Origin of the sequence: Novosphingobium resinovorum (assembly GCF_027922145.1) — a bacterium.
Lineage (GTDB): Bacteria > Pseudomonadota > Alphaproteobacteria > Sphingomonadales > Sphingomonadaceae > Novosphingobium > Novosphingobium resinovorum.
On record NZ_BSFC01000019.1, the window covers coordinates 164,112 to 189,135 of the forward strand.

General features: G+C 66.3%; 19 protein-coding genes and 1 tRNA gene. 8 read left to right on the forward strand and 12 right to left on the reverse strand.

Annotated elements, in window-relative coordinates; genetic code table 11:
- The first annotated feature begins 168 nt into the window (after nucleotides 1–168).
- From rpoB to PKE80_RS10795, 5 genes are all read left to right on the forward strand, one after another.
- The gene (gene rpoB, locus PKE80_RS10775; RefSeq protein ID WP_271182466.1) at nucleotides 169–4,335 is read left to right on the forward strand and encodes a DNA-directed RNA polymerase subunit beta; all 4,167 of its coding nucleotides are present in this window, start codon (nucleotides 169–171) and stop codon (nucleotides 4,333–4,335) included.
- A 79-nt stretch (nucleotides 4,336–4,414) separates the two neighbouring features.
- Nucleotides 4,415–8,713: a DNA-directed RNA polymerase subunit beta' gene (gene rpoC / locus PKE80_RS10780; RefSeq protein ID WP_271182467.1), complete on the forward strand. Its 4,299-nt coding sequence runs from the start codon at nucleotides 4,415–4,417 to the stop codon at nucleotides 8,711–8,713.
- A 535-nt stretch (nucleotides 8,714–9,248) separates the two neighbouring features.
- Nucleotides 9,249–9,827: an opacity protein gene (locus tag PKE80_RS10785; RefSeq protein WP_271182468.1), complete on the forward strand. Its 579-nt coding sequence runs from the start codon at nucleotides 9,249–9,251 to the stop codon at nucleotides 9,825–9,827.
- Nucleotides 9,828–9,909: 82 nt separating this feature from the next.
- A complete protein-coding gene (locus tag PKE80_RS10790; RefSeq protein ID WP_271182469.1) occupies nucleotides 9,910–10,218 on the forward strand; it encodes a type 2 periplasmic-binding domain-containing protein in 309 nt (102 codons plus the stop codon).
- On the forward strand, nucleotides 10,215–10,427 hold the full coding sequence (locus PKE80_RS10795; protein WP_271182470.1) for a LysR substrate-binding domain-containing protein: 213 nt from the start codon (nucleotides 10,215–10,217) through the stop codon (nucleotides 10,425–10,427). Before PKE80_RS10790 ends, PKE80_RS10795 begins: the two co-directional genes overlap by 4 nt.
- Before the next feature lie 87 nt (nucleotides 10,428–10,514).
- On the opposite strand, the gene ispG is transcribed toward PKE80_RS10795, so the two are convergent.
- The gene (ispG, locus tag PKE80_RS10800) at nucleotides 10,515–11,645 is read right to left on the reverse strand and encodes a flavodoxin-dependent (E)-4-hydroxy-3-methylbut-2-enyl-diphosphate synthase (RefSeq protein ID WP_036528480.1); all 1,131 of its coding nucleotides are present in this window, start codon (nucleotides 11,643–11,645) and stop codon (nucleotides 10,515–10,517) included.
- 88 nt (nucleotides 11,646–11,733) lie between these two features.
- Here ispG and PKE80_RS10805 point away from each other — a divergent pair, with 88 nt between their 5' ends.
- On the forward strand, nucleotides 11,734–12,756 hold the full coding sequence (locus PKE80_RS10805; RefSeq protein WP_069708763.1) for a zinc transporter ZntB: 1,023 nt from the start codon (nucleotides 11,734–11,736) through the stop codon (nucleotides 12,754–12,756).
- A 122-nt stretch (nucleotides 12,757–12,878) separates the two neighbouring features.
- Here PKE80_RS10805 and PKE80_RS10810 read toward each other — a convergent pair whose 3' ends face one another.
- The 9 genes from PKE80_RS10810 to PKE80_RS10850 all read right to left on the reverse strand — a co-directional run bounded on the left by PKE80_RS10810 (nucleotide 12,879) and on the right by PKE80_RS10850 (nucleotide 21,207).
- Nucleotides 12,879–13,391 carry a GNAT family N-acetyltransferase gene (locus PKE80_RS10810; RefSeq protein WP_271182471.1) on the reverse strand — a complete coding sequence of 171 codons (513 nt, stop codon included), beginning with the start codon at nucleotides 13,389–13,391 and terminating at the stop codon, nucleotides 12,879–12,881.
- Nucleotides 13,391–13,852 (reverse strand): GNAT family N-acetyltransferase, encoded by a 462-nt coding sequence (locus PKE80_RS10815; protein WP_271182472.1) that lies wholly within the window; start codon nucleotides 13,850–13,852, stop codon nucleotides 13,391–13,393. Before PKE80_RS10815 ends, PKE80_RS10810 begins: the two co-directional genes overlap by 1 nt.
- A gap of 163 nt (nucleotides 13,853–14,015) precedes the next feature.
- The gene (locus PKE80_RS10820) at nucleotides 14,016–14,921 is read right to left on the reverse strand and encodes an RDD family protein (RefSeq protein WP_271182473.1); all 906 of its coding nucleotides are present in this window, start codon (nucleotides 14,919–14,921) and stop codon (nucleotides 14,016–14,018) included.
- The gene (locus PKE80_RS10825) at nucleotides 14,918–15,937 is read right to left on the reverse strand and encodes a stage II sporulation protein M (RefSeq protein WP_271182474.1); all 1,020 of its coding nucleotides are present in this window, start codon (nucleotides 15,935–15,937) and stop codon (nucleotides 14,918–14,920) included. Before PKE80_RS10825 ends, PKE80_RS10820 begins: the two co-directional genes overlap by 4 nt.
- Nucleotides 15,934–17,262, reverse strand: a complete 1,329-nt coding sequence (locus tag PKE80_RS10830) for a DUF58 domain-containing protein (RefSeq protein WP_271182475.1) — start codon at nucleotides 17,260–17,262, stop codon at nucleotides 15,934–15,936. The genes PKE80_RS10825 and PKE80_RS10830 overlap by 4 nt, the downstream gene beginning before the upstream one ends.
- Nucleotides 17,263–17,266: 4 nt before the next feature.
- The gene (locus tag PKE80_RS10835) at nucleotides 17,267–18,238 is read right to left on the reverse strand and encodes an AAA family ATPase (protein WP_271182476.1); all 972 of its coding nucleotides are present in this window, start codon (nucleotides 18,236–18,238) and stop codon (nucleotides 17,267–17,269) included.
- On the reverse strand, nucleotides 18,235–19,554 hold the full coding sequence (locus tag PKE80_RS10840) for a DUF4350 domain-containing protein (protein ID WP_271182477.1): 1,320 nt from the start codon (nucleotides 19,552–19,554) through the stop codon (nucleotides 18,235–18,237). The genes PKE80_RS10835 and PKE80_RS10840 overlap by 4 nt, the downstream gene beginning before the upstream one ends.
- Nucleotides 19,551–20,216 (reverse strand): hypothetical protein, encoded by a 666-nt coding sequence (locus PKE80_RS10845; protein WP_271182478.1) that lies wholly within the window; start codon nucleotides 20,214–20,216, stop codon nucleotides 19,551–19,553. Before PKE80_RS10845 ends, PKE80_RS10840 begins: the two co-directional genes overlap by 4 nt.
- Before the next feature lie 91 nt (nucleotides 20,217–20,307).
- The gene (locus tag PKE80_RS10850; RefSeq protein WP_271182479.1) at nucleotides 20,308–21,207 is read right to left on the reverse strand and encodes a prephenate dehydratase; all 900 of its coding nucleotides are present in this window, start codon (nucleotides 21,205–21,207) and stop codon (nucleotides 20,308–20,310) included.
- A gap of 135 nt (nucleotides 21,208–21,342) precedes the next feature.
- Between PKE80_RS10850 and PKE80_RS10855 the strand changes: the two genes are divergently transcribed.
- A complete protein-coding gene (locus tag PKE80_RS10855) occupies nucleotides 21,343–21,954 on the forward strand; it encodes a c-type cytochrome (RefSeq protein ID WP_271182480.1) in 612 nt (203 codons plus the stop codon).
- Between the two features lie 748 nt (nucleotides 21,955–22,702).
- On the opposite strand, the gene PKE80_RS10860 is transcribed toward PKE80_RS10855, so the two are convergent.
- Complete coding sequence (locus PKE80_RS10860; protein WP_271182481.1) at nucleotides 22,703–23,383, reverse strand: RlmE family RNA methyltransferase; 681 nt, start codon at nucleotides 23,381–23,383, stop codon at nucleotides 22,703–22,705.
- Nucleotides 23,380–24,750, reverse strand: a complete 1,371-nt coding sequence (locus PKE80_RS10865) for a Ppx/GppA phosphatase family protein (RefSeq protein ID WP_271182482.1) — start codon at nucleotides 24,748–24,750, stop codon at nucleotides 23,380–23,382. Before PKE80_RS10865 ends, PKE80_RS10860 begins: the two co-directional genes overlap by 4 nt.
- Nucleotides 24,751–24,905: 155 nt before the next feature.
- Between PKE80_RS10865 and PKE80_RS10870 the strand changes: the two genes are divergently transcribed.
- Nucleotides 24,906–24,979, forward strand: a tRNA-Gln gene (locus PKE80_RS10870).
- The last annotated feature ends 45 nt before the right edge of the window (nucleotides 24,980–25,024 follow it).

Genomic DNA, 25,024 nt, shown 5'->3' on the forward strand with positions numbered 1-25,024 from the left:
TGCAGGCCGCATGGAGACCCGAACCCCGGGAATCCGCGTGCCAGGCGGCCTTTCTTGCGTTCCGGATGGTCTGCTTTCGGGCAGGCGACGTCACTCGCGACGACGAATTTTTACGAAGGCCGTGTCCCTTGCGACTCGGTCCTCACACGAAGAGGCAAAGACCAGCTCATGGCCACCAAGCCCATCGACACCACGCCGCTGGTGCGCACTGCGAAGAAGCGCATCCGCAAGATCTTCGGCGACATCCACGAAGTCGTCCAGATGCCCAACCTGATCGAAGTCCAGCGCGAGAGCTACGAGCAGTTCCTGCGCTCGGACCCGTCGGTCGGCTACGTCTCGGGCCTCGAGAAGACCCTGCGTTCGGTGTTCCCGATCCGCGACTTCGCGGGCACCAGCGAGCTGGACTTCGTCCACTACGAGCTGGAAGACCCCAAGTACGACGTGACCGAGTGCCGCCAGCGCGGCATCACCTACGCCGCGCCGATGAAGGTCACGCTGCGCCTCATCGTGTTCGAGGTCGACGCCGAGACCGAGACTCGCTCGGTCCTCGATATCAAGGAGCAGGACGTCTACATGGGCGACATGCCCCTGATGACGGAGAACGGCACCTTCTTCATCAACGGCACCGAGCGCGTCATCGTCTCGCAGATGCACCGTTCGCCGGGCGTCCTGTTCGACCATGACCGCGGCAAGACCCACGCTTCAGGCAAGTTCCTCTTCGCCGCCCGCGTGATCCCGTACCGCGGTTCGTGGCTCGACTTCGAGTTCGACGCCAAGGACATCGTCAACGTCCGCATCGACCGCAAGCGCAAGCTGCCCGTCACCTCGCTGCTCTACGCGCTGGGTCTCGACGGCGAGCAGGTGCTGAACCACTTCTACGCGACCATGTCGTGGAAGCGCGGCTCGGGCGGCTGGCAGCTGCCCTACACCCCCGAGGCATGGCGCGGCGCGAAGCCGACCTTCGACATCGTCGATGCGAACTCGGGCGAAGTCGTGTTCGCTGCCGACACCAAGATCTCCCCGCGCGCCGCCAACAAGGCGCTCAAGGACGGCCTGCAGGAACTGCTGCTGCCGACCGAGGAAATCTTCGGCCGCTATTCCGCCAAGGACCTGATCGACGAGTCGACCGGCCGCATCTACATCGAAGCCGGTGACGAAGTGACGCCGGAAAACCTCGACGCGCTCGACGCGGCGGGCTTCGACCAGATCGACCTGCTCGACATCGACGAAGTCAACACCGGTCCCTGGATCCGCAACACGATGAAGGCCGACAAGGCCGAGAATCGCGATATGGGTCTGGAAGCGATCTACAAGGTCATGCGTCCGGGCGAGCCGCCGACGAAGGAAACCGCCGAAGCCCTGTTCGACGGCCTGTTCTTCGACGCCGACCGCTACGACCTCTCGGCCGTTGGCCGCGTGAAGATGAACATGCGCCTCGGCCTCGATGCCGAGGACACCGTCACCACCCTGCGCGTCGAGGACATCCTCGCCGTGGTGAAGGAACTGGTCGGCCTCAAGGACGGCAAGGGCGAGATCGACGACATCGACAACCTCGGCAACCGCCGCGTGCGTTCGGTGGGCGAGCTGCTGGAAAACCAGTACCGCGTCGGCCTGCTGCGTATGGAGCGCGCCGTGAAGGAGCGCATGTCGTCGGTGGACGTATCGACGGTCATGCCGAACGACCTCATCAACGCCAAGCCCGCCGTGGCCGCGGTGCGCGAGTTCTTCGGTTCCTCGCAGCTCTCGCAGTTCATGGACCAGACCAACCCGCTTTCGGAAGTCACCCACAAGCGCCGTGTTTCGGCCTTGGGCCCGGGCGGTCTGACGCGTGAACGCGCCGGCTTCGAAGTCCGCGACGTTCACCCGACTCACTACGGCCGCATCTGCCCGATCGAAACGCCGGAAGGCCCGAACATCGGTCTGATCAACTCGCTGTCGACTTTCGCGCGCGTCAACAAGTACGGCTTCATCGAGACGCCATACCGCAAGGTGCTCGACGGCAAGGTGACCAAGGACGTCGTCTACCTCTCGGCGATGGAAGAGCAGAAGCACACCGTCGCGCAGGCTTCGGCCGAACTGACCGGTGACGGCTCGTTCGTCGAGGAACTCGTCTCGGCTCGCCAGAACGGCGAATTCGTGATGAGCCCGCGCGACCAGATCACGCTGATGGACGTTTCGCCCAAGCAGCTCGTCTCGGTCGCCGCATCGCTCATTCCGTTCCTGGAAAACGACGACGCCAACCGCGCTCTCATGGGCTCGAACATGCAGCGTCAGGCCGTGCCGCTCGTCAAGGCCGATGCGCCTTACGTCGGCACCGGCATGGAAGAGACCGTCGCTCGTGACTCGGGCGCCGCGATCTCGGCCCTGCGTGCGGGCATCGTCGACCAGGTCGATGCGACCCGTATCGTCATCCGCGCCTCGGGCGACATCGAACCCGGCAAGTCGGGCGTCGACATCTACCGCCTGCAGAAGTTCGAGCGTTCCAACCAGTCCACCTGCATCAACCAGCGCCCGCTGGTGAAGGTCGGTGAAATGGTCGAAGCCCGCACGATCATCGCCGACGGCCCGTCGACCGAGTTCGGCGAGCTGGCGCTGGGCCGCAACGTGCTCGTCGCGTTCATGCCCTGGAACGGCTACAACTACGAGGACTCCATCCTCATCTCCGAGCGCATCGTGAAGGACGACGTGTTCACGTCGATCCACATCGACGAGTTCGAGGTGATGGCCCGCGACACCAAGCTGGGTCCGGAAGACATCACCCGCGATATCCCGAACGTCGGCGAGGAAGCCCTGCGCAACCTCGACGAAGCGGGCATCGTCTACGTGGGCGCTGAGGTTCACCCCGGTGACATCCTCGTCGGCAAGATCACCCCGAAGGGCGAAAGCCCGATGACGCCGGAAGAAAAGCTCCTGCGCGCCATCTTCGGTGAAAAGGCTTCGGACGTCCGCGACACCTCGCTGCGTCTGCCGCCGGGCGTTTCGGGCACCATCGTCGACGTGCGCGTCTTCAACCGCCACGGCATCGAGGTCGATGACCGTACCCGCGCAATCCAGAACGAGGAAATCGAACGCCTCGCCAAGGACCGCGAGGACGAGCGCGCGATCCTCAACCGCGCCACTTACAACCGCCTGAAGGACATGCTCCTCGGCCAGGTCGCCACTTCGGCGCCCAAGGGCCTCAAGAAGGGCGTGGACATCACCGACGAGGTGCTGGCCGAAGTCGAACGTCACGAGTGGTGGAAGTTCGGCGTTGCCGACGACCACGTCCAGTCGCAGCTCGAAGCGGTCAAGACCCAGTACGACCTGACCGTCAAGGCGATCCAGGAGAAGTTCGAGGACCGCAAGGAGAAGCTGGAGCGCGGCGACGAGCTGGCTCCGGGCGTCCTGAAGATGGTCAAGGTCTTCGTCGCGGTGAAGCGCAAGCTGCAGCCGGGCGACAAGATGGCCGGCCGTCACGGCAACAAGGGTATCATCAGCCGCATCCTGCCGTTGGAAGACATGCCCTTCCTGGAAGACGGCACCCCCGTCGACTTCGTCATGAACCCGCTCGGCGTGCCTTCGCGCATGAACGTGGGCCAGATCTTCGAGACGCACCTTGGCTGGGCCGCACGCGGTCTGGGCAAGCGCATCGGCGATGCTCTGGACGCATGGCGCGTGGCCAACCCCAACCCGGTCGCAGGGCAGCCCCCCGAGGCCGTTCGTGAACTGCTGACCGAAATCTACGGCGACAACTACGCCGCAGACATCGCCGAGCGCACGGACGACCAGATCGTCGAGTTCGCCGACTCCGTCCGCAAGGGCGTGCCGATGGGCTCGCCGGTGTTCGACGGCGCGGTCGAGAAGGACGTCACCGACATGCTCCGCCTCGCAGGGCTGGACGAGTCGGGCCAGGTGGACCTGTTCGACGGCCGCACCGGCGACCGGTTCGACCGCAAGGTGACGGTGGGCATGAAGTACGTGCTCAAGCTGCACCACCTTGTCGACGACAAGATCCACGCCCGTTCGATCGGTCCGTACTCGCTCGTCACCCAGCAGCCGCTGGGCGGTAAGGCGCAGTTCGGTGGCCAGCGCTTCGGTGAGATGGAGGTCTGGGCTCTCCAGGCCTACGGCGCCGCATATACCCTGCAGGAAATGCTGACGGTGAAGTCCGACGACGTCGTCGGCCGCACCAAGGTCTACGAAGCGATCGTCAAGGGCGACGACACCTTCGAGGCCGGCATTCCCGAGAGCTTCAACGTTCTCGTCAAGGAAATGCGCTCGCTGGGTCTCAACGTCGAGCTGACCAGCCACGACGATGCCGAAGACGACGACGGCGTCGCCCTGGCGGCGGAGTAAGGGATATCGGGCGGGGCTTCGGCCTCGCCCCTACCCTCTCCCGCCCAGACAAGATTTCACCCTCTAGAGGGATAAAACTATGAACGACCTGACCAAGTTCACGAACCAGATGGCGAAGCCCGAGACGTTCGACCAGATCCAGATCGGACTGGCGAGCCCCGAGCGCATCCGCTCCTGGTCTTTCGGCGAGATCAAGAAGCCGGAAACCATCAACTACCGCACGTTCAAGCCCGAGCGTGACGGCCTGTTCTGCGCCCGCATCTTCGGTCCCGTGAAGGACTATGAGTGCCTGTGCGGCAAGTACAAGCGCATGAAGTACAAGGGCGTCGTCTGCGAAAAGTGCGGCGTCGAAGTCACCGTCACCAAGGTGCGCCGCGAGCGCATGGGCCACATCGAGCTGGCGGCCCCGGTCGCGCACATCTGGTTCCTCAAGTCGCTGCCTTCGCGCATCGGCCTGCTGCTCGACATGCAGCTCAAGCTGCTTGAGCGCGTCCTGTACTTCGAAAGCTACATCGTCATCGAGCCGGGCCTGACCCCGCTCGAGAAGTACCAGCTGCTCACCGAAGACGAGATGCTCGACGCCCAGGACGAGTATGGCGAAGACGCCTTCTCGGCCGGCATCGGCGCCGAGGCCGTCAAGCACATGCTGATGAACCTCGACCTCGAGCAGGAGCGCGCGGATCTGCTGCAGGAGCTTGAGACGACCAAGTCGGAACTCAAGCCCAAGAAGATCATCAAGCGCCTCAAGGTCGTGGAATCGTTCATCGATTCGGGCAACCGTCCCGAATGGATGATCCTCGATGTCGTGCCGGTCATCCCGCCCGAACTGCGCCCGCTGGTGCCGCTGGACGGTGGCCGCTTCGCGACCTCGGACCTCAACGACCTGTACCGCCGCGTCATCAACCGCAACAACCGTCTGAAGCGCCTGATCGAACTGCGCGCCCCGGACATCATCGTGCGCAACGAAAAGCGCATGCTGCAGGAAGCGGTCGACGCCCTGTTCGACAACGGCCGCCGTGGCCGCGTCATCACCGGCGCCAACAAGCGTCCGCTGAAGTCGCTGTCCGACATGCTCAAGGGCAAGCAGGGTCGCTTCCGTCAGAACCTGCTCGGCAAGCGCGTCGATTACTCCGGCCGTTCGGTCATCGTGACCGGTCCGGAACTCAAGCTGCACCAGTGCGGCCTTCCGAAGAAGATGGCGCTCGAACTGTTCAAGCCGTTCATCTACGCCCGTCTGGACGCCAAGGGTCTGTCGATGACCCTGAAGCAGGCCAAGAAGTGGGTCGAGAAGGAGCGCAAGGAAGTCTGGGACATCCTCGACGAAGTCATTCGCGAGCACCCGGTCATGCTCAACCGCGCGCCGACGCTGCACCGTCTGGGCATCCAGGCGTTCGAGCCGGTCCTGATCGAAGGCAAGGCGATCCAGCTGCACCCGCTCGTCTGCTCGGCCTTCAACGCCGACTTCGACGGTGACCAGATGGCCGTCCACGTGCCGCTCTCGCTGGAAGCCCAGCTCGAAGCGCGCGTGCTGATGATGTCGACCAACAACATCCTCTCGCCCGCCAACGGCAAGCCGATCATCGTGCCTTCGCAGGACATGATTCTCGGCCTGTACTACCTGTCGCTCGACCGCGACGGCGAGCCGGGCGAAGGCATGAAGTTTGCCGACATGGCCGAAGTGCACCAGGCGCTGCACATTGGTGCCGTGACCCTGCACTCGAAGATCGAGGCCCGCGTGCCGCAGACCGACGAGAACGGTCAGCAGTACATGAAGCGCTTCCAGACCACCCCGGGCCGCATGCTGCTGGGCGAATGCCTGCCGAAGTCGCACACGGTGCCCTTCGACGTCGTCAACCGCCTTCTCACCAAGAAGGAAATCGGGGACGTCATCGATCAGGTCTACCGTCACACCGGCCAGAAGGACACGGTGCTGTTCGCCGACGCGATCATGTCGCTCGGCTTCCGCAACGCGTTCAAGGCGGGCATCTCCTTCGGCAAGGATGACATGATCATTCCGGACTCGAAGGTGGCGCTGGTGGCCGAGACCAAGGAACTGGTTGCCGACTACGAGCAGCAGTACCAGGACGGTCTCATCACCCAGCAGGAGAAGTACAACAAGGTGATCGACGCCTGGAGCCGCTGCGGCGACCAGGTGGCGAACGCCATGATGGACGAGATCAAGGCCCAGCCGATCGACCCGGAAACCGGCCGCATGGCACAGATCAACTCGATCTACATGATGAGCCACTCGGGTGCGCGTGGTAGCCCGGCGCAGATGAAGCAGCTTGCCGGTATGCGCGGCCTCATGGCCAAGCCGTCGGGCGAGATCATCGAAACGCCGATCATCTCGAACTTCAAGGAAGGTCTGACCGTTCTTGAATACTTCAACTCGACCCACGGTGCTCGTAAGGGCCTCGCGGACACGGCGCTCAAGACGGCGAACTCGGGTTACCTGACCCGCCGTCTGGTCGACGTTTCGCAGGACTGCGTCGTCGTCGTCGACGACTGCGGCACCGAGCGCGCGCTGGAAATGCGTTCGATCGTGCAGGGCGGTTCGGTGATCGCCTCGCTTGCCGAGCGTATCCTGGGCCGTACCCTGGCCGAGGACATCGTCGACAAGGAAGGCAACGTCATCGCGACCAAGGGCCAGCTCCTCGACGAAGCCGCCGTGGCGGCGATCGAAGTGACCGGCCTGCAGTCGGCGCGCATCCGCTCGCCGCTGATCTGCGAAGCGACCCAGGGCGTCTGCGGCACCTGCTACGGCCGTGACCTCGCTCGCGGTACGCCGGTGAACATCGGTGAAGCCGTCGGCGTCATCGCGGCGCAGTCGATCGGTGAGCCGGGCACGCAGCTGACCATGCGTACCTTCCACATCGGCGGTGCGGCGCAGCTGAACGAAACTTCGCACCTCGAAGCGATCAGCGCGGGCCATGTCGAATATCGCGACATCCCGACGATCGTGGACAAGCGCGGCCGCATGCTGTCGCTGGCCCGTAACGGCGAGATCGTGCTGTTCGACACCGAAGGCCGTGAACGCGCACTGCACCGCGTGCCTTACGGTACGGTGCTGCTGCACAAGAACGGCGCCAAGGTCGAGCAGGGCGAACGTCTGGCCGAGTGGGATCCGTTCACCCTGCCGATCATCACCGAGACTTCGGGCGTGATCAAATATCAGGACCTGATCGATACCCGTACGCTGACTGAGCACGTCGATGACGCCACCGGCATGACCAGCCGCGTCGTCACCGAGGACCGTTCGACGGCCCGCGCCAAGAAGAAGGAAGATCTGCGGCCGCGCATCACCCTTCTCGACGACGCGAGCGGCGAATCGGCCCGCTACATGATGGCGCCGGGCACCACGCTCTCGGTCGAGGACGGCCAGATGGTCGAAGCGGGCGACATCATCGCCCGTGCCAGCCGCGAAGCCGCCAAGACCCGCGACATTACCGGTGGTCTGCCGCGCGTCGCCGAACTGTTCGAGGCCCGTAAGCCGAAGGACAACGCGGTTATCGCCAAGGTCTCGGGCCGCATCGAGTTCGTCCGCGACTACAAGGCCAAGCGCAAGATCGCGATCATCCCGGAAGAGGGTGAACCGGTGGAGTACCTGATCCCGAAGTCGAAGGTCGTCGACGTTCAGGAAGGCGACTGGGTCAAGAAGGGCGACAACCTGGTTTCGGGCTCGCCCGATCCGCACGACATCCTGGAAGTCCTCGGCGTGGAAGCGCTGGCGGAATACCTGGTTGCGGAAATCCAGGAAGTCTACCGACTGCAGGGCGTGAAGATCAACGACAAGCACATCGAGGTGATCGTTCGCCAGATGCTGCAGAAGGTCGAGATCACCGACGGGGGCGACACCACGCTGCTGGCGGCCGAGCAGGTCGACTACGAAGAAATGGCCGAGATCAACAGCAAGCTTCCCGAGGGCAAGCGCCCTGCAGTGGGCAAGCCGGTGCTGCTGGGCATCACCAAGGCCTCGTTGCAGACCCGCTCGTTCATCTCGGCGGCGTCGTTCCAGGAAACTACCCGCGTGCTGACGCAGGCGGCGGTCGAGGGCAAGAAGGACTCGCTGATCGGTCTCAAGGAGAACGTCATCGTCGGCCGTCTGATCCCGGCCGGTACGGGTGCGGGCATGAACCGCGTTCGCGTGGCGGCCTCCAGCCGTGACGCAGCGCTCCGCGCGGCCACCCGCCGCGTGCAGGAAGCCATGATCCTCGCCAACACCGCCGAGGAAGAGCACAAGGCCGAACTGCTGCGCAACGCGGCGGACGACCTGGGCGACAGCCCGCTCGCGGCAGTCGAGGGCGAGACCCACGGCACCGACGCCGATGCTGGCGATTACCTGATCAAGGGTGACGATCAGGACAACGGGGCCGAATAAGCCTCACCGCCTCAGGGCAAAGTGAAAAGCCCCGCCGGAGCGATCCGGCGGGGCTTTTTGCATCCGGCGCCCGGGCTTAACACCGCGTTATCCCCGCGCAGGCGGGGAACCGACTGGTGCCCTTGCAAACGGCACCGTCAGGAGTTGGGCTCCCGCCTGCGGGGAAATGACGGGGATGAGTTCCGATCGCGTTCGATCGAGCTATCGTTGCATGAATGTCACACATCCGTCGCCATCGACGAGTTGAGCGGAACCCCCACCGCACCCTCGAGTTTCCCCTCCTGAGATGATCGAAGGTAGCTAAGACACACGAACTGTTGTTGATCAGGTACATGGACCTTACCCGCCACGGCGGCGGCGCAGCGCAATAGCTGCCGGTCCATCCCGTCACCCTCACGCGAACAGACCTCGTTACCCCCGCACGGCGGTGTCGTTTGCCGTGTTCCTGCACGGACATGGCAGCGATGCCGCGCCCCTCGATCCCTCGCAAAACTGGCGGCGCCTACCCCCCGGCTGCCATGATGGAGTTTGAGTTATGAAGAAGATTGCACTCTGCGCGGCCGCCCTGATCGCCGTCGCCCCCGCCGCCGCCTTCGCGCAGGATGCCGACACGGCGCCGACCACTGAGGCCACCGCGCCTGATGGCACGCCCGCCTTCGGCATCGAGCCCTATTTCGGCATCATGGGCGGCTACGACAGCTACGATAAGCGCAGCGAGTTCGGCTCTCCGCGCGGCGGCAAGATGAACGGCGCGCTGATCCAGGGCGTCGCAGGTGTGAACGTGCCGCTCGGCCCGGTCTTCGTCGGTGCTGAGGGCAACGTCGCCAAGGGCTTCGGCGACATCGACTGGGAATACGGCGTGAAGGGCCGCGTCGGTGCCCGCGCCGGTGACAGCGGCATGATCTACGCCTCGGCCGGACACGAGTGGGTCAACGGCAAGCGCGCCTATTCGGACCAGAAGGACTGGATCTACGGCGTCGGCGTCGAAGTCGGCCCCAAGGACATCGGCCTGGGCGGCGTGACCGGCAACAGCGGTTTGCGCCTGCGCTTCGAAGTCGACACGTATGACTTCGACAGCATCCGCCCGATGGCCGGTGTCGTCGCGCACTTCTGATCCATCGGGACAGGACATCGTCCTTACCGTGAAGAAGGCCCCGCCGGAGCGATCCGGCGGGGCCTTTGCGATCTGTCAGAAGTTGGCGAATACGCCCGTTCCCGCGACCAGCACCGACTATTCGCGCTTCGCCGCCGACGAGGTCGATGCCGACATCGTCAACGGTCCGCCGCTGCCCGGCCCGGTCAAGGCGATCCCGCTGGGGGAGGAGGAAGTGACGGTGCTCTGCACACCGCAGATGGCCGCCTCGATCACCTGCGCGGCGGACGTCATGGCGCTGCCGCTGATCAACGGCGACCGCAACCGCGTGACCTGGGCGCGCTGGGCGCAGCTTGCGGGCGTCCCGGCGCCGAAGGCTTACGCGATGCGCTTCGACCGCAGTTTATGGTGATCGCCACCGCTGCCAACGGGCTGGGCGTAGCGCTCGAATCGACCCGCCTCGCCCAGCGCGAACTGGCGGAAGGGCGGCTGGTCGCGCCGCTACCGGGATGCGAGATCCGCGAGACGCTGCACTCCCTGGTCTATCCGCTGATCCACGCCGACCGCCCGATCATCCGGGCGTTCGAGACGTGGCTGCTGGCGGAACTGGCGTCTTCCTGATCGTCATTGCGAGCGCAGCGAAGCAATCCAGAGCGGTTTACGCGGCCCTGGATTGCTTCGCTGCGCTCGCAATGACGAAGAGGAGGATCACTCCGCCGCGACGGCTTCCTGCGCGGCGTTGGCGGCCTCGATCTCCGCCGCCTTGGCTTCCACCAGGCTGACGATGTGGTCGAGCATGGATTCGCTCTGCACGGTGTGGTCGGTCACGCCGGAGAGGTAGACCATGTGCTTGCCATTGCCACCGCCGGTCAGGCCGATGTCGGTCTCGCGCGCTTCGCCGGGGCCGTTGACGACGCAGCCCAGCACCGAGAGCGAGAGCGGCGTCTTGATGTGCTGCAGGCGTTCTTCCAGCGCCTCCACGGTGCGGATCACGTCGAAGCCCTGCCGCGCGCAGCTGGGGCACGAGACGACGCGAACGCCGCGCGTGCGCAGGCCGAGCGCCTTCAGCATCTCGAAACCGACGCGCACTTCCTCTTCCGGCTCGGCCGAGAGCGAGACGCGCAAGGTGTCGCCGATGCCCGACCACAGCAGCATGCCCATGCCGATCGAGGACTTGACGGTGCCCCCGATCAGCCCGCCCGCCTCGGTGATGCCGAGGTGCAGCGGGCAGTCCACCGCGTCCGCCAGCCCCTGATAGGCGGCGACGGCGAGGAACACGTCGCTGGCCTTCACCGCCACCTTGTACTCGTGGAAGTCGTGATCCTGCAGCAGCTTGATGTGGTCCATCGCCGATTCGACGAGGGCATCGGGGCAAGGCTCGCCGTACTTTTCGAGGAGGTGCTTCTCGAGGCTGCCCGCGTTCACGCCGATGCGGATCGCGCAGCCGTTGGCCTTGGCGGCGCGCACCACTTCCGCGACGCGGTCGGACGAGCCGATGTTGCCGGGGTTGATGCGCAGGCACGCCGCGCCCGCGTCGGCGGCTTCCAGAGCGCGCTTGTAATGGAAATGGATGTCCGCGATCAGCGGCACGCGTGATCCGCGCACGATCTCCCGGAACGCCGCCGTCGACTCGACGTCGGGGCAGGAGACGCGGATGAGGTCGGCCCCTGCGTCCTCGCAGCGGCGGATCTGCTCGATCGTCGCCTTCGCGTCGGATGTCAGGGTGTTGGTCATGGTCTGGACCGTGATCGGCGCATCGCCGCCGACGGGGACGCTGCCGACCATGATCTGGCGGCTCTTGCGGCGCTCGATATCGCGCCAGGGTCGGATGGAGGACATGAAGCCTCTATAGGCGCTCTGCCTTGCGGATTGAAGACGCATTCCGGTGTGCTGGCGACTTCGCGCGATTTCGGGCATTCACGCGTCCATGACTGTGCATGCTTCCGACAAACCCCTCACCGACGACGAGTCCTCCGAACTTCCGCTGCTGTTCGGGCGCGTGCTCGACGGCCGGGGCGGTGCGCGCGTGGTCGGATGGAAAGAGGCACAGCGCTGGAAGCCCGGCGTAGAGGGCGAAGTGCTGTGGATTCATCTCCTGCGCACCCATCCCGGCATGCAGGAGTGGCTGGAGGCGCACTGCGCGATCCCCGAGCCCACGGCCGAACTGCTCACCAGTGACGCCAACCGCCCCCGCGCCTTTCGCGAAGGACAGACGCTGGTGGCGACGCTGCGCGGGATCAACTTCAACCCCGGCGCCGCGCCCGAGGACATGCTCTCGCTGCAGTTGTGGAGCGACGGCAGCCGCGTCGTCACGCTGCGCCGCGCGCCGCTGCAGACACCCCGCCTCGTCGCCGACGATCTCGACGCGGGCAGCGGGCCGCATGACGCGGGCGCGCTCGTCACCGCGCTCACCGAGCACCTGATCGACCGCATGAGCCACGCCATCGTCGACATGAACGCCATGATCGATGACCTCGAGGACGAGACGGCCGATACTTATACCGACCAGACCCTCGACAAGATCGCCATGATCCGCCGCCAGAGCCTTGCCCTCAAGCGCCATATGTCGCCGCAGCACGAGGCGCTGACCGCCATCGCCAACGGCGCGCCCGGCTGGTTCGAGGACCACGACCGGCGCGAGATCGCCGAATCGATCGCCCGCCTGCGCCGCTATCTCGACGACCTCGACATCAGCAAGGAATCGGCGGTCGTGCTGCAGGACGACATCCGCGCCCGCGCGGCGGCGAACAGCCAGCGCACGCAGTACGTGCTAGCGGTGGTGGCGGGGGTGTTCCTGCCGCTGACTTTCATCACCGGCTTGCTGGGGATCAACGTCGGCGACATTCCGCTGGCGGAGCAGGGATCGCACGGCTTCTGGATCATCGTCGGGGTTTGCGCGGCGATCCTGGGCGTGGAGATCGCGCTGCTCAGGCGGTTGAAGTGGTTTTGATCCTCCCTGTTCCGCAGGAATGGGGAGGTGGCAGCGCGAAGCGCTGACGGAGGGGTTCGCCCCCTCCACCACCCGCTACGCGGGCGGTCCCCCTCCCCATCGCTTCGCGACAGGGAGGAGCCTTAAAGAACCTTCGCGAACAGGAACTCCTCGTCCCGCTGCTCGCCGACCATGAAATGGATGTCGGCGACTTTCTCGAACCCGTAGCGCGCGTAGAATTTCTGCGCCCCGGGGTTGTCGGAATAGACCGAGAGCTGGACCTCGTCCGCCGCGAAGGCCGCCGCTTCCTTTAGCGCCCAGTCCATCAGCGCCGCGCCGATGCCCTGCCCGGTCGCCTCGGGCGCAGTGTAGAGTTGCTTGAGTTCGATCACGTTCCTGGACCGCGCATACTCGGGCCAGCCACAGGCCATCACCAGCTTGCAGTAGCCGAGCAGGTGCCCTTCCCGCTCCGCCAGCATCACCCGCATCGCGGGGTCGGCGATCTCCTTCGCCACCTTGGCCTCGCTGTGCGAGCCGGCAAGGAAGTTCGCCAGGTCGTCCGGCACGTAGAGGTGGCCGAACTTGGCAACGAAGCTTTCGGTGCCCAGACGCGCCAGCGCGGCGGCATCGGCGGGGGTGGCGGTACGAAGCTCCATTACAGTTCCTTGGTCATGCAGATCGAAAAATCGTCGGAGACGTAATCCCCGAACGACGCGCACTCGACGAAGCCGTGCGCGCGGTAGAGGCCGTGGGCCGGGTGGAACGGCTCGGGCCGCCCGGTCTCGAGGCTGATACGGACGTAACCGCGCGCGCGCGCCTCTTCCAGCAGCCTCAGCAGCAGCGCCTTGCCCACGCCCCGGCCGCGATACTGCGGCGCGGCGCGCATCGACTTGATTTCACCGTGGCCCTCGGAAAGGTCCTTGATCCCGCCGCAGCCCGCCAGCACATCGCCGTCCCATGCGCAGAAGAACGTGACGTCCGGCTGGCGCAGGCGCGCTGCGGGCATGGCGTGGACGCTCTCGGGCGGGGACCAGCGGTGCATCTCGTCGAGGTGGAACTGGAGCAGCGCCAGCACCGCTTCTGAGGTGAGGTCGTCGGGGACGATGCGCAGGTTCATAAGGGTCTCGGCTGAAATGACTGGGGCACGCACGTCAGATTGAAACAGCTTTCGTCATTCCCGCGACGGCGGGAACCCATCTCCCGTAGCCTCGTACCGCACGGACACCGGATGGGTCTCCGCCTTCGCGGGAATGACGAGCGTATATCGGCAGAAGCACGCTCTAGGAATTGGAATGCTTGTCGGCCTTGCGGCGTCCCATGCGCATGCCTGCTTCCAGCCGCGCCCGCAACTGCGTGTAGTAGTCCGACAGGAAGCGCCGCTCGGCGCCCCAGCCGTCGTTGCGGCCGATCTTTTCGGCGATGGTCTGGTAGACCGTCTCGACCGCGTCGGTCCGGTCCTCCCGCAGCACGCGCTCTAGCGCCTGCAGCTCGAATTCGCCGTAGACCGCCAGTTCATGATCCTCGAAGCGGAACTGGAAGCCCTCGGCCACCGGCGCCTCGGAGGTCGTCATCGCCGCCTCCAGCTTCTGCTTCGGGCGTTCGAGCACCCAGCTTCCCGCGATCACGTCGCCCGCGCGCAGGGCATCGCGGTTGAACAGCGGGAACAGCAGGAAGATCGCCAGCCACCCCGCCGCCGCCAGCCAGGCCAGGCCATTGTCTGGCCCTGCCATGGCGATGAGCGGGATCGGCAGGAACATCTCGATATCGCGCAGGAGGTTGCGGGCGATCACCATCTCGGCGGTGAGGCGCCCGCCGTCGCGCGCGGCGATACGGATGCCGGTCATGCGCTTGCCCGGCGTCGCGCCCCTCGGCCCCAGCTCGAAATAGAGGAAGTAGGCGTTGCGGAACAGGAACATCGCCACGATCCACACGACGATGAGGAACTGCAGAGCCTGTGCCCCGGCCCCCTTGCCATCGACAGCCTGCGCGATCTGCGCCGCGCCGCCCGCGATCTGCATCAGGGCGATCGAGGTGCCGATTATCAGCATGACGATGATGAGAAGGTCGAGGATCAGCGCCCCCACCCGCGCCCCGCGCCCCGCCACGGTGACCGGCAGCGCGATGCCTTCGGGCGTCACGAGCACGCGCTGCTTGCCGGAGCGCCCCTGATTAACTCGGCGCTTCATCGCCCGGCCCTCCCGCGATAGGCGAAGAAGTAGGCGCTCCACGCCAGCAGCATGAACCCGCCGACAGCGAGCCGCGCGGGCGTCTGGTCGACCAGCTGCCGCGCGAAGCCCTCAAGCAGCGCAGCCACGACCAGCATCAGCACCACCCCGACCATGACCACCGCCGCACGGCGCCCGGCCTCGGCGGTCGCGGCCAGCACCGGGCGGTTGCCGGGAAAGGCAATCGCGCGCCCGACATGCAGCCCCGCCGCGCCCGAGAGCAGGATTGCGAACAGTTCGGTCGTTCCGTGGATGCTGATCCAGCCCGCGAAGTCGAGCAGCAGCCCGGCCTTCCAGTAGACCCAGCCCATCGCCCCCAGCCCGGCCAGATTGTGGACCAGCAGCAGCAGCGACGGAATTCCGAGCGCAAAACCGAGCGCAAAGGCGAGGATCGAGACTTGCGCATTGTTGCTGAACAGCTGGGCAGCGAAAATGCTCATGCCCGTCTTCTCGGTGTTGCCGAAGATCGTGCCGCGCAGCGCCTCGGCACTGGCGCCGGGGACGCGCTCGCCCGCCATCTCGCGGCCCATCAGCGCGAAGTACCATTCGGGATCGTGCGAAACGAGCAGCCAGCCGACCACCGCGCCCGCCACCATGACGAGCAGGGCGATTCCGATCTCGAAGCCGATGCCGCGCACCGCCCGGCTCCAGCCGCCGCCGAGGAACCCGCGCAGCCACTCCCACAACGACGAGCGCGGGCCGTAGACCACGAACCACGCCCGCTGCACCAGCGATTCCAGATAGCCCAGCGTCGCCGCGTCGAGCGACGTCTCGCGCGCGATGGAGAGGCTGGAGGCGACCGTGCGGTATAGGCCGGGCAACGCCAGCAGGTCTTCGTCCGAGATGCCGCGCAAGCGCCCCTTCTCCATGCGCACGACGATATTCTCGAGCCGCTGCCAGTCCGCCTCGCGCTCCATCCGGAAGCGGTCGGAGCGCAGCGCGGCGCTTTCGATGGCGGCATTAGATATCGCGTTCATCCGATCGCTCCCGAACGCTTGATGGCAAGATAGGCATCTATCAGTCGGGTGCCGACCTGCCGCCAGGGCGCCTCGATCACATCGACGCCGATCTGCCGCAGCCGCCGGGTGACGAGCGCGCGCTGGCGCAGCAGGCCATCGGCGGCAACCGCCATCGACAGCACTTCCATGTCGTCGGGCTCGGCGGTGGACAGCGTCTCCAGTTCCTCGTCCGCCATCGTCACGAACAGGAGGACATGGCGCGACACCAGCCGCCCGATGCTTTCGATCATCAGTTCGGCGCTGGTGGGATCGGAGAAATCGGAGAAGATCACGATCAGCGAACGGCGCTGCAGCCTCCCCGCGAGCGTCGCCAGCGCAAGGGTGAAATTGGGCTCCTCCATGCGGTACTCCAGCCCCGCCGCCGCGCGCTGAAGGCGGTGGAACTCGCTGCTGGCGGTGACGAAAGGCGTCGCCACCTCGGGCCGCGAAGCGAAGCCGAACAGCGAAACCCGGTCGCCGCCCTTGAGCGCCACGAAAGCAGTCGCCAGCGCCGCCGAGACCGCGCGATCGAGGCGGGGCATCCCGGCAATCGGCTCGCACATCGCCTGCCCGCAGTCGAAGGCGAAGACGATCTGGTTGTTGCGCTCGACCTCGTATTCCTTGGCGTAGAGGTGGACGTGACGGGCCGACGATTTCCAGTCGATCCGGCGGCGATCCATGCCGGGCTGGTACTCGGCGAGCGATTCGAACTGCGTGCCCTCGCCCCGGATGCGGCGGGCGAGCAGGCCATATTGCGCATCCTTGAGGAAGGTCTGCAGCGTGGGGGAGCGCACGGCGGCGACGTTGGGCCAGACCCGCACCGTCTCATCCAGAGTCCCCGCCAGCTGCCGCGCGCCGAGGCCGAGCGGCCCGGTCCAGCGCAGCCATGCGCGGGTGACCTTGCCGGTGCCGCGACGCGAGGGCGTGAAGGTGCCGGAGCCAAGCCAGCCGTCCTCACCGGCGATCAGCGGAAACACCAGCCGCCCGCCGGGTGCGAGGCGCGGGTCGCACTCCAGCGCCAGTTCCGCGCGCGAGGGGCTGCCGGAGCGCAGCGCGACATCGGCCTCCATCCGGCCCTCGGTGCCGACTTCGACGTCGCCGGGCACCATCACCCGCACGTCCGCGACCCGGCCGCCGAGCAGCGCGTCGATCACCACCAGCACCAGCACGGCGAGCCCCGCGACCGGCGCGATCACCCACAAGTCCGGGCTCGCCGCCGCGATCACCAGCGCGATCGGGGCGATGGCCGCCAGCGTTACCGCCGCGCGGGCCGTCGGGACTATCGGGGCGAAGGCAAACTTCACCGGATCAGCGCGGCGCTTCGGTCTGCTCGACCAGCTGGGCGACCAGCGCCTCGACCTGCTTGCCCTCGATCTCGGCCGCCGGGCTGAGCAGCAGGCGATGGCGCAGCACCGAAGTCGCCAGCGCCTTCACATCGTCGGGCACCACGTAGTCGCGCCCGTCGAGCGCGGCGCGGGCGCGGGCGGCACCGGCCAGGAGCACGGCGGCACGGGGGCTGGCGCCGCTCGACAAGTCCGCGGACTCGCGCGTCGCGCGCACGAGGCGCACGATGTAGTCGGTCACGCTGTCCGCCAGCTTCACCGAGGCGACCGCTCGCGTCACCGCTTCCAGCTGTGCGGGGGTGGTCACCGTCGCGATGCCGACCTCGGCAGGCGTCGGCGCACCGCGATTCTCGCCGTAGCGCGCGACGATGCGGCGCTCCTCCTCGACGCTGGGATAATCGACCAGCACCTTGAACAGGAACCGGTCGAGCTGCGCCTCGGGCAGCGGGTAGACGCCCTGGCTCTCGATCGGGTTCTGCGTGGCGACCACGGTGAAGTGCGGCGGCAGCGGGTGCGCGGTGCCGTCCAGCGTCACGCGGCGCTCCTGCATCGCTTCGAGCAGCGCTGCCTGCGTTTTGGGCGGGGTGCGGTTGATCTCGTCCGCCAGCAGCAGGTCGCAGAAGATCGGGCCGTGCGTCAGGGTAAACTGGCTGGTCTGGAAGTTGAACAGGTTGGAGCCGAGAATGTCGCCCGGCATCAGGTCCGGTGTGAACTGGATGCGACCGAAGTCCAGCCCCAGCGTCGCCGCGAAGCACTGCGCAAGGAAGGTCTTGGCCGTGCCCGGAGGTCCTTCCAGCAACACATGGCCGCGCGCCATCAGCGCGATCAGCAAGTGCTCGATCGTCTCGGCCTGCCCGATCACGCCCTTGCCCACTTCGGCGCGGATCGCCTGCGCGAGCGCGCCTACTTGTGCGATATCGGGTGCAGTCTCGGTCATCGGGTCAGCGTCCTTTCGAGCGCGTGGAGATCGCGCGCGGCCTTGAGGAGATCGTACGAACGCGCAGCCGCGCGGAGGCGGGCAGCGATCACGGAAAAGGGTTCTGCATCATGCCCGCGCGCAGCAAGCGCCCGGTCGATGGCGGCGTCGGTATGCTCGGCATCACCGCCGCGCGGCAGGGCCAGCGCCGTGACCAGCCGTTCCTGCGCGCGGTCGGCGTAAGGCGGGCCGAGGAGATGGAAGCGGCGCGTACGGCGCACGAGCCCGGCGGCATTGCTCACCAGCGCGCGCTTGCCGAAGGCGATGGCGCGCTCGGGCACCAGCGGCGGCCCGAAGCGCAGGAACGCGCGCCAGCCCACCGCCACCGCCGCCAGCAACAGGCACAGTGTCGCGGCAAGGAACGGTGGTGTGAAGGCGAGCGTCAGCAGGTTCTGCGCATGGCCGTAGCCCGGCAGGGTCATGTCGAACACGACAGCGCCGCCCGGCTCGATCCCGGTGGCGCGCACCAACACCTCGGCCAGCTGCGCGCTCTCGATCCGGGCCATCCCGTAATTGTCGAGCAAGTCCGGCTCGAAGACCATGACCAACGGGTAACGCCCTTCGTCGTAGTCCTCGCCCTCGTTATAGTGCTGGCCGTCCTGCGCCACCGCGTCGAGGCCGTCGTAGCGGCCACCGTCGTCCATGAAGCCCGCCAGTACCAGCTTGCCATCGCGGCTGAGGACCAGCGGCACCAGCCCTTCGCCCTTGCCCGCCTGCACGGTGCCGGTCGGCAGTGTCCCGGAAATCCCGTCGGCCCGCCAGCCCGCCTGCGCTTTGGGCACCGTCTCGTCGCTCAGCGTCAGTTCGTCGAGGAAGCCCGGCCAGTCCAGCGTGCTTTCGCCGCCGAGGCGCACCCAGCCTTTCTTCGCCTTGTCGCGCTGTTCGCGGATCGGCGGCATCGGCTGCCACTTGGGCGCGATCACCAGCGTCGGCCCGATCGAGCGCCGAGCGCTGACGATCTTGTCGATCTCCTTGCCCTTGATGATCGCGGGCGGGGTGAGCACCAGAAGTCCCGGCCTTTTGAGTGCCGCGGGATTGCGCGTCGCCTCGACCGCGAAGCCGCGCCGTTCGAGGTAGTCGGCCATCGCCGCATAGCCGTTGAGGCCCTTGCCCTCCGCATGCGCCTTGCCGTCGTTGGCGGTGCCCATGCCGATGCCGGTGCCGATCATCCACAGCAGCGCCACGAACAGCAGCGCGCCGAGCACCACCATCGCCAGCACCGCCCAGAGCGAGAACGGATTGGCGCCGACTGCTACGCCTTTCGTCTTCACGTTCATGCCCGAAGCTCGACTTGCGCGAACTGCGCATAGGCGGTGCGGGCGGCGGTCCAGTCCTGCGCGTCGAGGTCGCGGAGCGCGAACAGCGCCCGCTCGACCCGCCCGGCGATCACGGCGAAGGCGCTGCGGCCGCTCTCGGGCAGCATCGGCAGCACGGCGATCTCGCGCGCGGTGCTGGCGGGATGGAGCCAGTCGGGCCGCGCGTCGGAAATTTGGCGCACGCTACGCCGGAGCAGCAGATGCGCAGCCTCTCCATAGCGGCCCTGCCCGGCAAGATTGTCGGCGTCCTCCAGCAGCGCCACCGCCTCGGCCTGCGTCGGAGTCCAGTGGACCTCCTCCAGCTTCGGACGGCGGCTGCGCCAGGCATCGAGGCTCGGTTCGATCAGCAGGCGCCAAAGGATGAACAGCGCCAGCGCCGCCGCTCCAGCGATGAGAATCCACTGGAACACCGGCCACGACATGCCGAGCAGCTTGCCGATCGGCGCGAAGATCGCCTCCAGCAACCGGCCGAGCGCCTTGAGCCATTCGGGAATGTCGGTGGGGGGAACTGACTTGGGATCTGGGAGCGGCGTGAATTGGATGTCAGCCGCGTCACGCACGGCCTTCCAGTCCCGCGCCGCGTCTGCGGCCGAACCCGCTTCAGTGCCCCCGCCAATCGTCACGCCCGGCACGATTGCATGGCAGGAAGTGCGGCGCAAGCGATTGAACTGATTGTCATCGGCACCGAACCTGTCCTCGGTTACGGCGAAAGAATCAGCCCCGCTTGCGCGCCTGCTCGTACGTCCCCAGCGGGCGCACGTATTTGCAGTGGAACGCCAGCTCCTGCAGCGCCGAATCGATGCGCGCCTCGCCGGGGGCGCCTTCGATGTCGGCGTAGAAGGTCGTCGCCGCGAAGCTGGCGCCGATCTGGTAGCTCTCCAGTTTGGTCATGTTGACGCCGTTGGTCGCGAAACCGCCCAGCGCCTTGTAGAGCGCCGCCGCGATGTTCTTCACCTCGAAGATGAAGGTCGTCATCGCCTGCGTGCCCTTGAGGTCGAACGGGTCGAGCGGTTCGCGCGCCAGCACCACGAAGCGGGTGGTGTTATCCGAGGCGTCCTCCACGCGGTCCTCGACGATGTCGAGCCCGTAGAGTTCGGCCGCCAGCCGGGGTGCGATGGCGCAGGCGTCGGGGTCGCCCTGCTCGCGCACCAGTGCCGCAGCGCCCGCGGTGTCGGCATAGGCCATCGGCACGATGCCCCGCTCGCGCAAGTAATGGCGTGACTGGCCGAGCGCCTGCGGATGGCTATAGGCCGCCGAAAACGGGCCTTTCACGCCGGGCAGCGCCATCAGTGCGTGGCTGATCGGGGTGAAATGCTCGCCCACGATCGACAACCCGCTTTCGGGCAGCAGGAAGTGGATGTCGGCTACGCGGCCGTGCTGCGAATTCTCGATCGGGATGATCGCGCGGTCGGCCCGGCCCTCCTTCACCGCGTCCAGCGCATCCTCGAACGAGAAGCACGGCAGCGGCAGGCAATCGGCGTCGTATTCGAGCGCGGCACGGTGGCCGTTACAGCCGGGAGCGCCCTGAAACGCGACGGCGCGCACCGGCTGTACCTGGGCGGCGGCTTCCATCTCGGCGACGAGGGCGATGGCGGGCTGGGGATAAGCATGCATGACGTGCGCGCGATTAGGCGGCGCGGCGAACAAGCGCAATGGCCGAATTCCGTATCGGCACTTGCGCTGGATCAAGGCGGACATTAATGGCCGAAGCCAACAGGATGAGTGAATAATCACCGCGGGGCATGCTGAATGGACGATCGTTTCAATACTATCGCCGGTTGGACTCTTTTTTCGGGCATCGTCGGCCTGGGACTGACGATCGCCAGTTCGATGTATTTTCAGGCTGACAAGCATCACGCGCCGGAGACTGCGGGTTATGCTGTCGAAGGCGTGGCCGAGGAAGGCGCGGGCGGCGGCGATCCGCCGATCGCGACGCTCCTCGCCGCCGCCGACGTGGCCAAGGGCGAGGCGACTTTCGCCAAGTGCACCTCGTGCCACACGATCAATGCAGGCGGCGCCAACGGCATTGGCCCGAACCTCCACGGCGTGGTGGGTGAGGCGATCGGCCAGGGCGTCGGTGGCTTCGCGTTCTCCGATGCGCTCAAGAGCAAGGGCGGCAACTGGTCGTTCGACAGCCTGAACGACTGGCTCAAGAGCCCCAAGGCCTTCGCGCCCGGCACCAAGATGACCTTCGCCGGTCTGTCCAAGCCGGAAGACCGCGCCAACGTCATCGCCTATCTGAATTCGCAAGGCTCGAACCTGCCGCTGCCCGCTGCCGAAGCGGCTCCTGCGGCTGACGCTGCTGCCGCGCCCGCCGAGGCTGAGGCAGCGCCCGAAGCCTCCGAAGCGGCGGCGCAATAACCCGATCCGGCGCCTTTAAGGGATCGCCGGTTGAAAACGGTCCGCTAGCGCCGCCGAGTCGCTAGCGGGCCGTTTTCGTCTTTACGAGACACGTTCGGCGCGACCCTGCAAACCACGCCCGTCATCCCAGCGCAGGCTGGGACCCTTCGACAACCTCAAGGGGGAGCGGCGGTGGCGCAAATCTCCTAAGGCTGCTCAGGCTGAGCCTGTCGAAGCCCGATGAGCATAGCGCCGACCTTTGCGCCACCAAAAAACCGTCATTCCCGCGAAAGCGGAAGTGACGGGGTTGCGCGTGCAGCACATACGACTTTTCCCGCTGGCGAGTGCGGGCCGTTACGGCGGGGGAAAGTCAACGCATCCGAAGCGAACATCGGGTCGGCGTCGGGAGCGTCCTCACCGGGACGCGGGGTTTTGTTTTCCGTGAAGCTCTGGCGGGCGGCCGGGTAACTCACGGTGCAGCCCGGCTCGACCTCTATTCCATCGGAAAGTTCCATGCGGCCGTCGTTAGGGTTCGCATCGTTATCGGCCGAAGGCTATCCGGGATGGCCGTCCCAAGTCCTGCCGTGTGTCGCAGGAACGTATGGGCGTTTCCGGTAGCGCAGAGACAGTCCGGGTCTTCGATGGACACGTGGTTTGCGTGATCACGGCTGAAACCGCATCCCGGCCATGACGACGACCCGATACACTGAAAGCGGCTTGTAAATCGCCGCCCGGATGCTGGGCCATATAACCCAAACGGTTATAACGGTTAATTCTCGGTTACTTCACCGCGCCCCTTGAAGCCCTTGGCGATGACATACCACTCGGACGAATCCTTGCGGCTGGCAGGCGGCTTGGCGTGTTTGACGCTGGTGAAGTGCTTCTTGAGCAGCGCCAGAAGCTGCGTATCGGTCCCTCCCGCCAAAACCTTGGCGAGGAAAGTCCCGCCGGGTGCCAGGTACTGGATGGCGAAGTCCGCCGCCGTCTCGACCAGGCCCATGGTGCGCAGATGGTCGGTCTGCTTGTGGCCCACGGTGTTCGCCGCCATGTCCGACAACACGAGGTCCGGCGCCCCCTCCAGCGCCGCATCGAGCGCCGCCGGGGCCGCATCCGCCATGAAATCCATCTCGAAGATGGTGACACCCTCAATGGGGTCGGTGGGCAGGAGGTCGATGCCGACGATCTTCGCCTTGGGCCGCTTCAGGCGCAGCACCTGGCTCCACCCTCCCGGTGCGATACCGAGATCGACGGCGCGCTCCACGCCCTTGAACAGCTCGAATTTCTCGTCGAGTTCGAGCAGTTTATAAGCGGCGCGGCTGCGATAGCCGTCGGCCTTGGCCTTCTTGACGTAAGGGTCGTTGAGCTGACGCGTCAGCCAGCGCGCCGAACTGGTCGAACGCTTCTTGGCGGTCTTGAGTCGCTCGCCCGGATCGCGGCCGGAGCGGCTCATCGGGCGTGGACTGCGTTGCGAATGGTGTCGGTCATGTTTCGTATTCCAGATGCCGGACCCGGCGAGTGCGAGGCGATGAGGCTGCGCAGGATGCCTTCGCGGATGCCGCGGTCGGCAACCCCGAGCCGCGCGGCGGGCCAGAGGTCGAGGATGGCTTCGAGGATGGCACAGCCGGCAACCACGAGGTCTGCCCGCTCGCGTCCGATGCAGTTGAGTTCGCGCCGCTCCTCGATCGCCATGGAGGACAGGCGCGTGCTGATCCCGCGCATCGATTCGGCGGGCACGATCAGTCCATCGACCATGCGCCGGTCGTATTGCGGCAGTTCGAGATGCAGGCTGGCGAGCGTGGTGACGGTGCCGCTGGTTCCAAGCAGGCGCAGCGGCCCTTCCTGGCTGGCGCTCTCCCGCGCCGGGCCGACGCGCTTGGAAAAAGCGGAGAAGCTCTCCGCCACCAGGCTATGCATGTGGCGATACCGCTCGAGGCGTTCGGCCTGCGTCGTGCCTTCCGGCCCGCAGCTTTCGGTGAGCGAGACGACGCCCCACGGCACGCTCTGCCAGTCGAGGATGCGCGGCACGGTTCCGGTACTCTCGATCAGCACCAGTTCGGTCGAGCCGCCGCCGATATCGAAGATCATCGCCGGGCCGAAGCCGTCCTCCAGCAGGACGTGGCAGCCCAGCACGGCCAGACGTGCCTCTTCCCGGGCGGAGATGATGTCGAGCTGGATGCCGGTTTCCTGCCGCACGCGCTCGATGAACTCCGGCCCGTTGGTGGCGCGCCGGCACGCCTCCGTGGCGACCGAGCGCGCGAGATAGACGTTCCGGCGCACCAGCTTGTCCGCGCAGACCCTCAGCGCCGCGAGAGTACGCTCCATCGCCGCGTCGGACAGGCGCGCGGACTGCGCGATGCCCTCCCCCAGCCGGACGACGCGGCTGAAGGCGTCGATCACCGTGAAGTTCTCGCCCGAGGGCCGCGCGATGAGCAGGCGGCAATTGTTGGTGCCGAGGTCGATCGCGGCATAAGCCTGTCGCCCGCCCGCCGACAGCAGCGACGGGACAGTGCCCACCCGCGCCGCGCCCATCTGCCGATCGGGACTGGCCGGTTGCGTAGGCGCCTTGGCGGGCGATGCAGCTGTGTCTTCTACGCGCGGCGCCTTGCCTGCCTCGGACTTGACGGCGCTGCCCGACGGGCGCGCCTTCCCCTTGGCTTTTGTGCTGGAGAGCTGAGGGCTGGCAGAGGCTTTTGGAGGCGCCTTAGCCCCCGCCTTCGCCTTGCCCCTTCTGCCCTTGCGCCGCCGCGACGGACGACCCGTCGCCTCGGCTGTTCCCGGCACTTCGACTTTGGCAACCGGCGGATCGTGGTCCGCCATAAATTCGATACTCGTTCTAATGTCTTCCCACCGATCGGGCGGGCACCTGACGCCGATGCTAACGCCCCGCGCGCCAACCGGCAAGGGCAGGGCTTTTTTTGGTGCATCTAGGCGCTTGACCCGAATCACGACCGCCGCTAGGGGGGCGCCTCCGATGCCCCGTCGTCTAATGGTAAGACTACGGATTCTGATTCCGTCTATCGAGGTTCGAATCCTCGCGGGGCATCCAAATACACATCCTTAAAGCTTTGATATTGCTTAGCTTTCCTTGCTT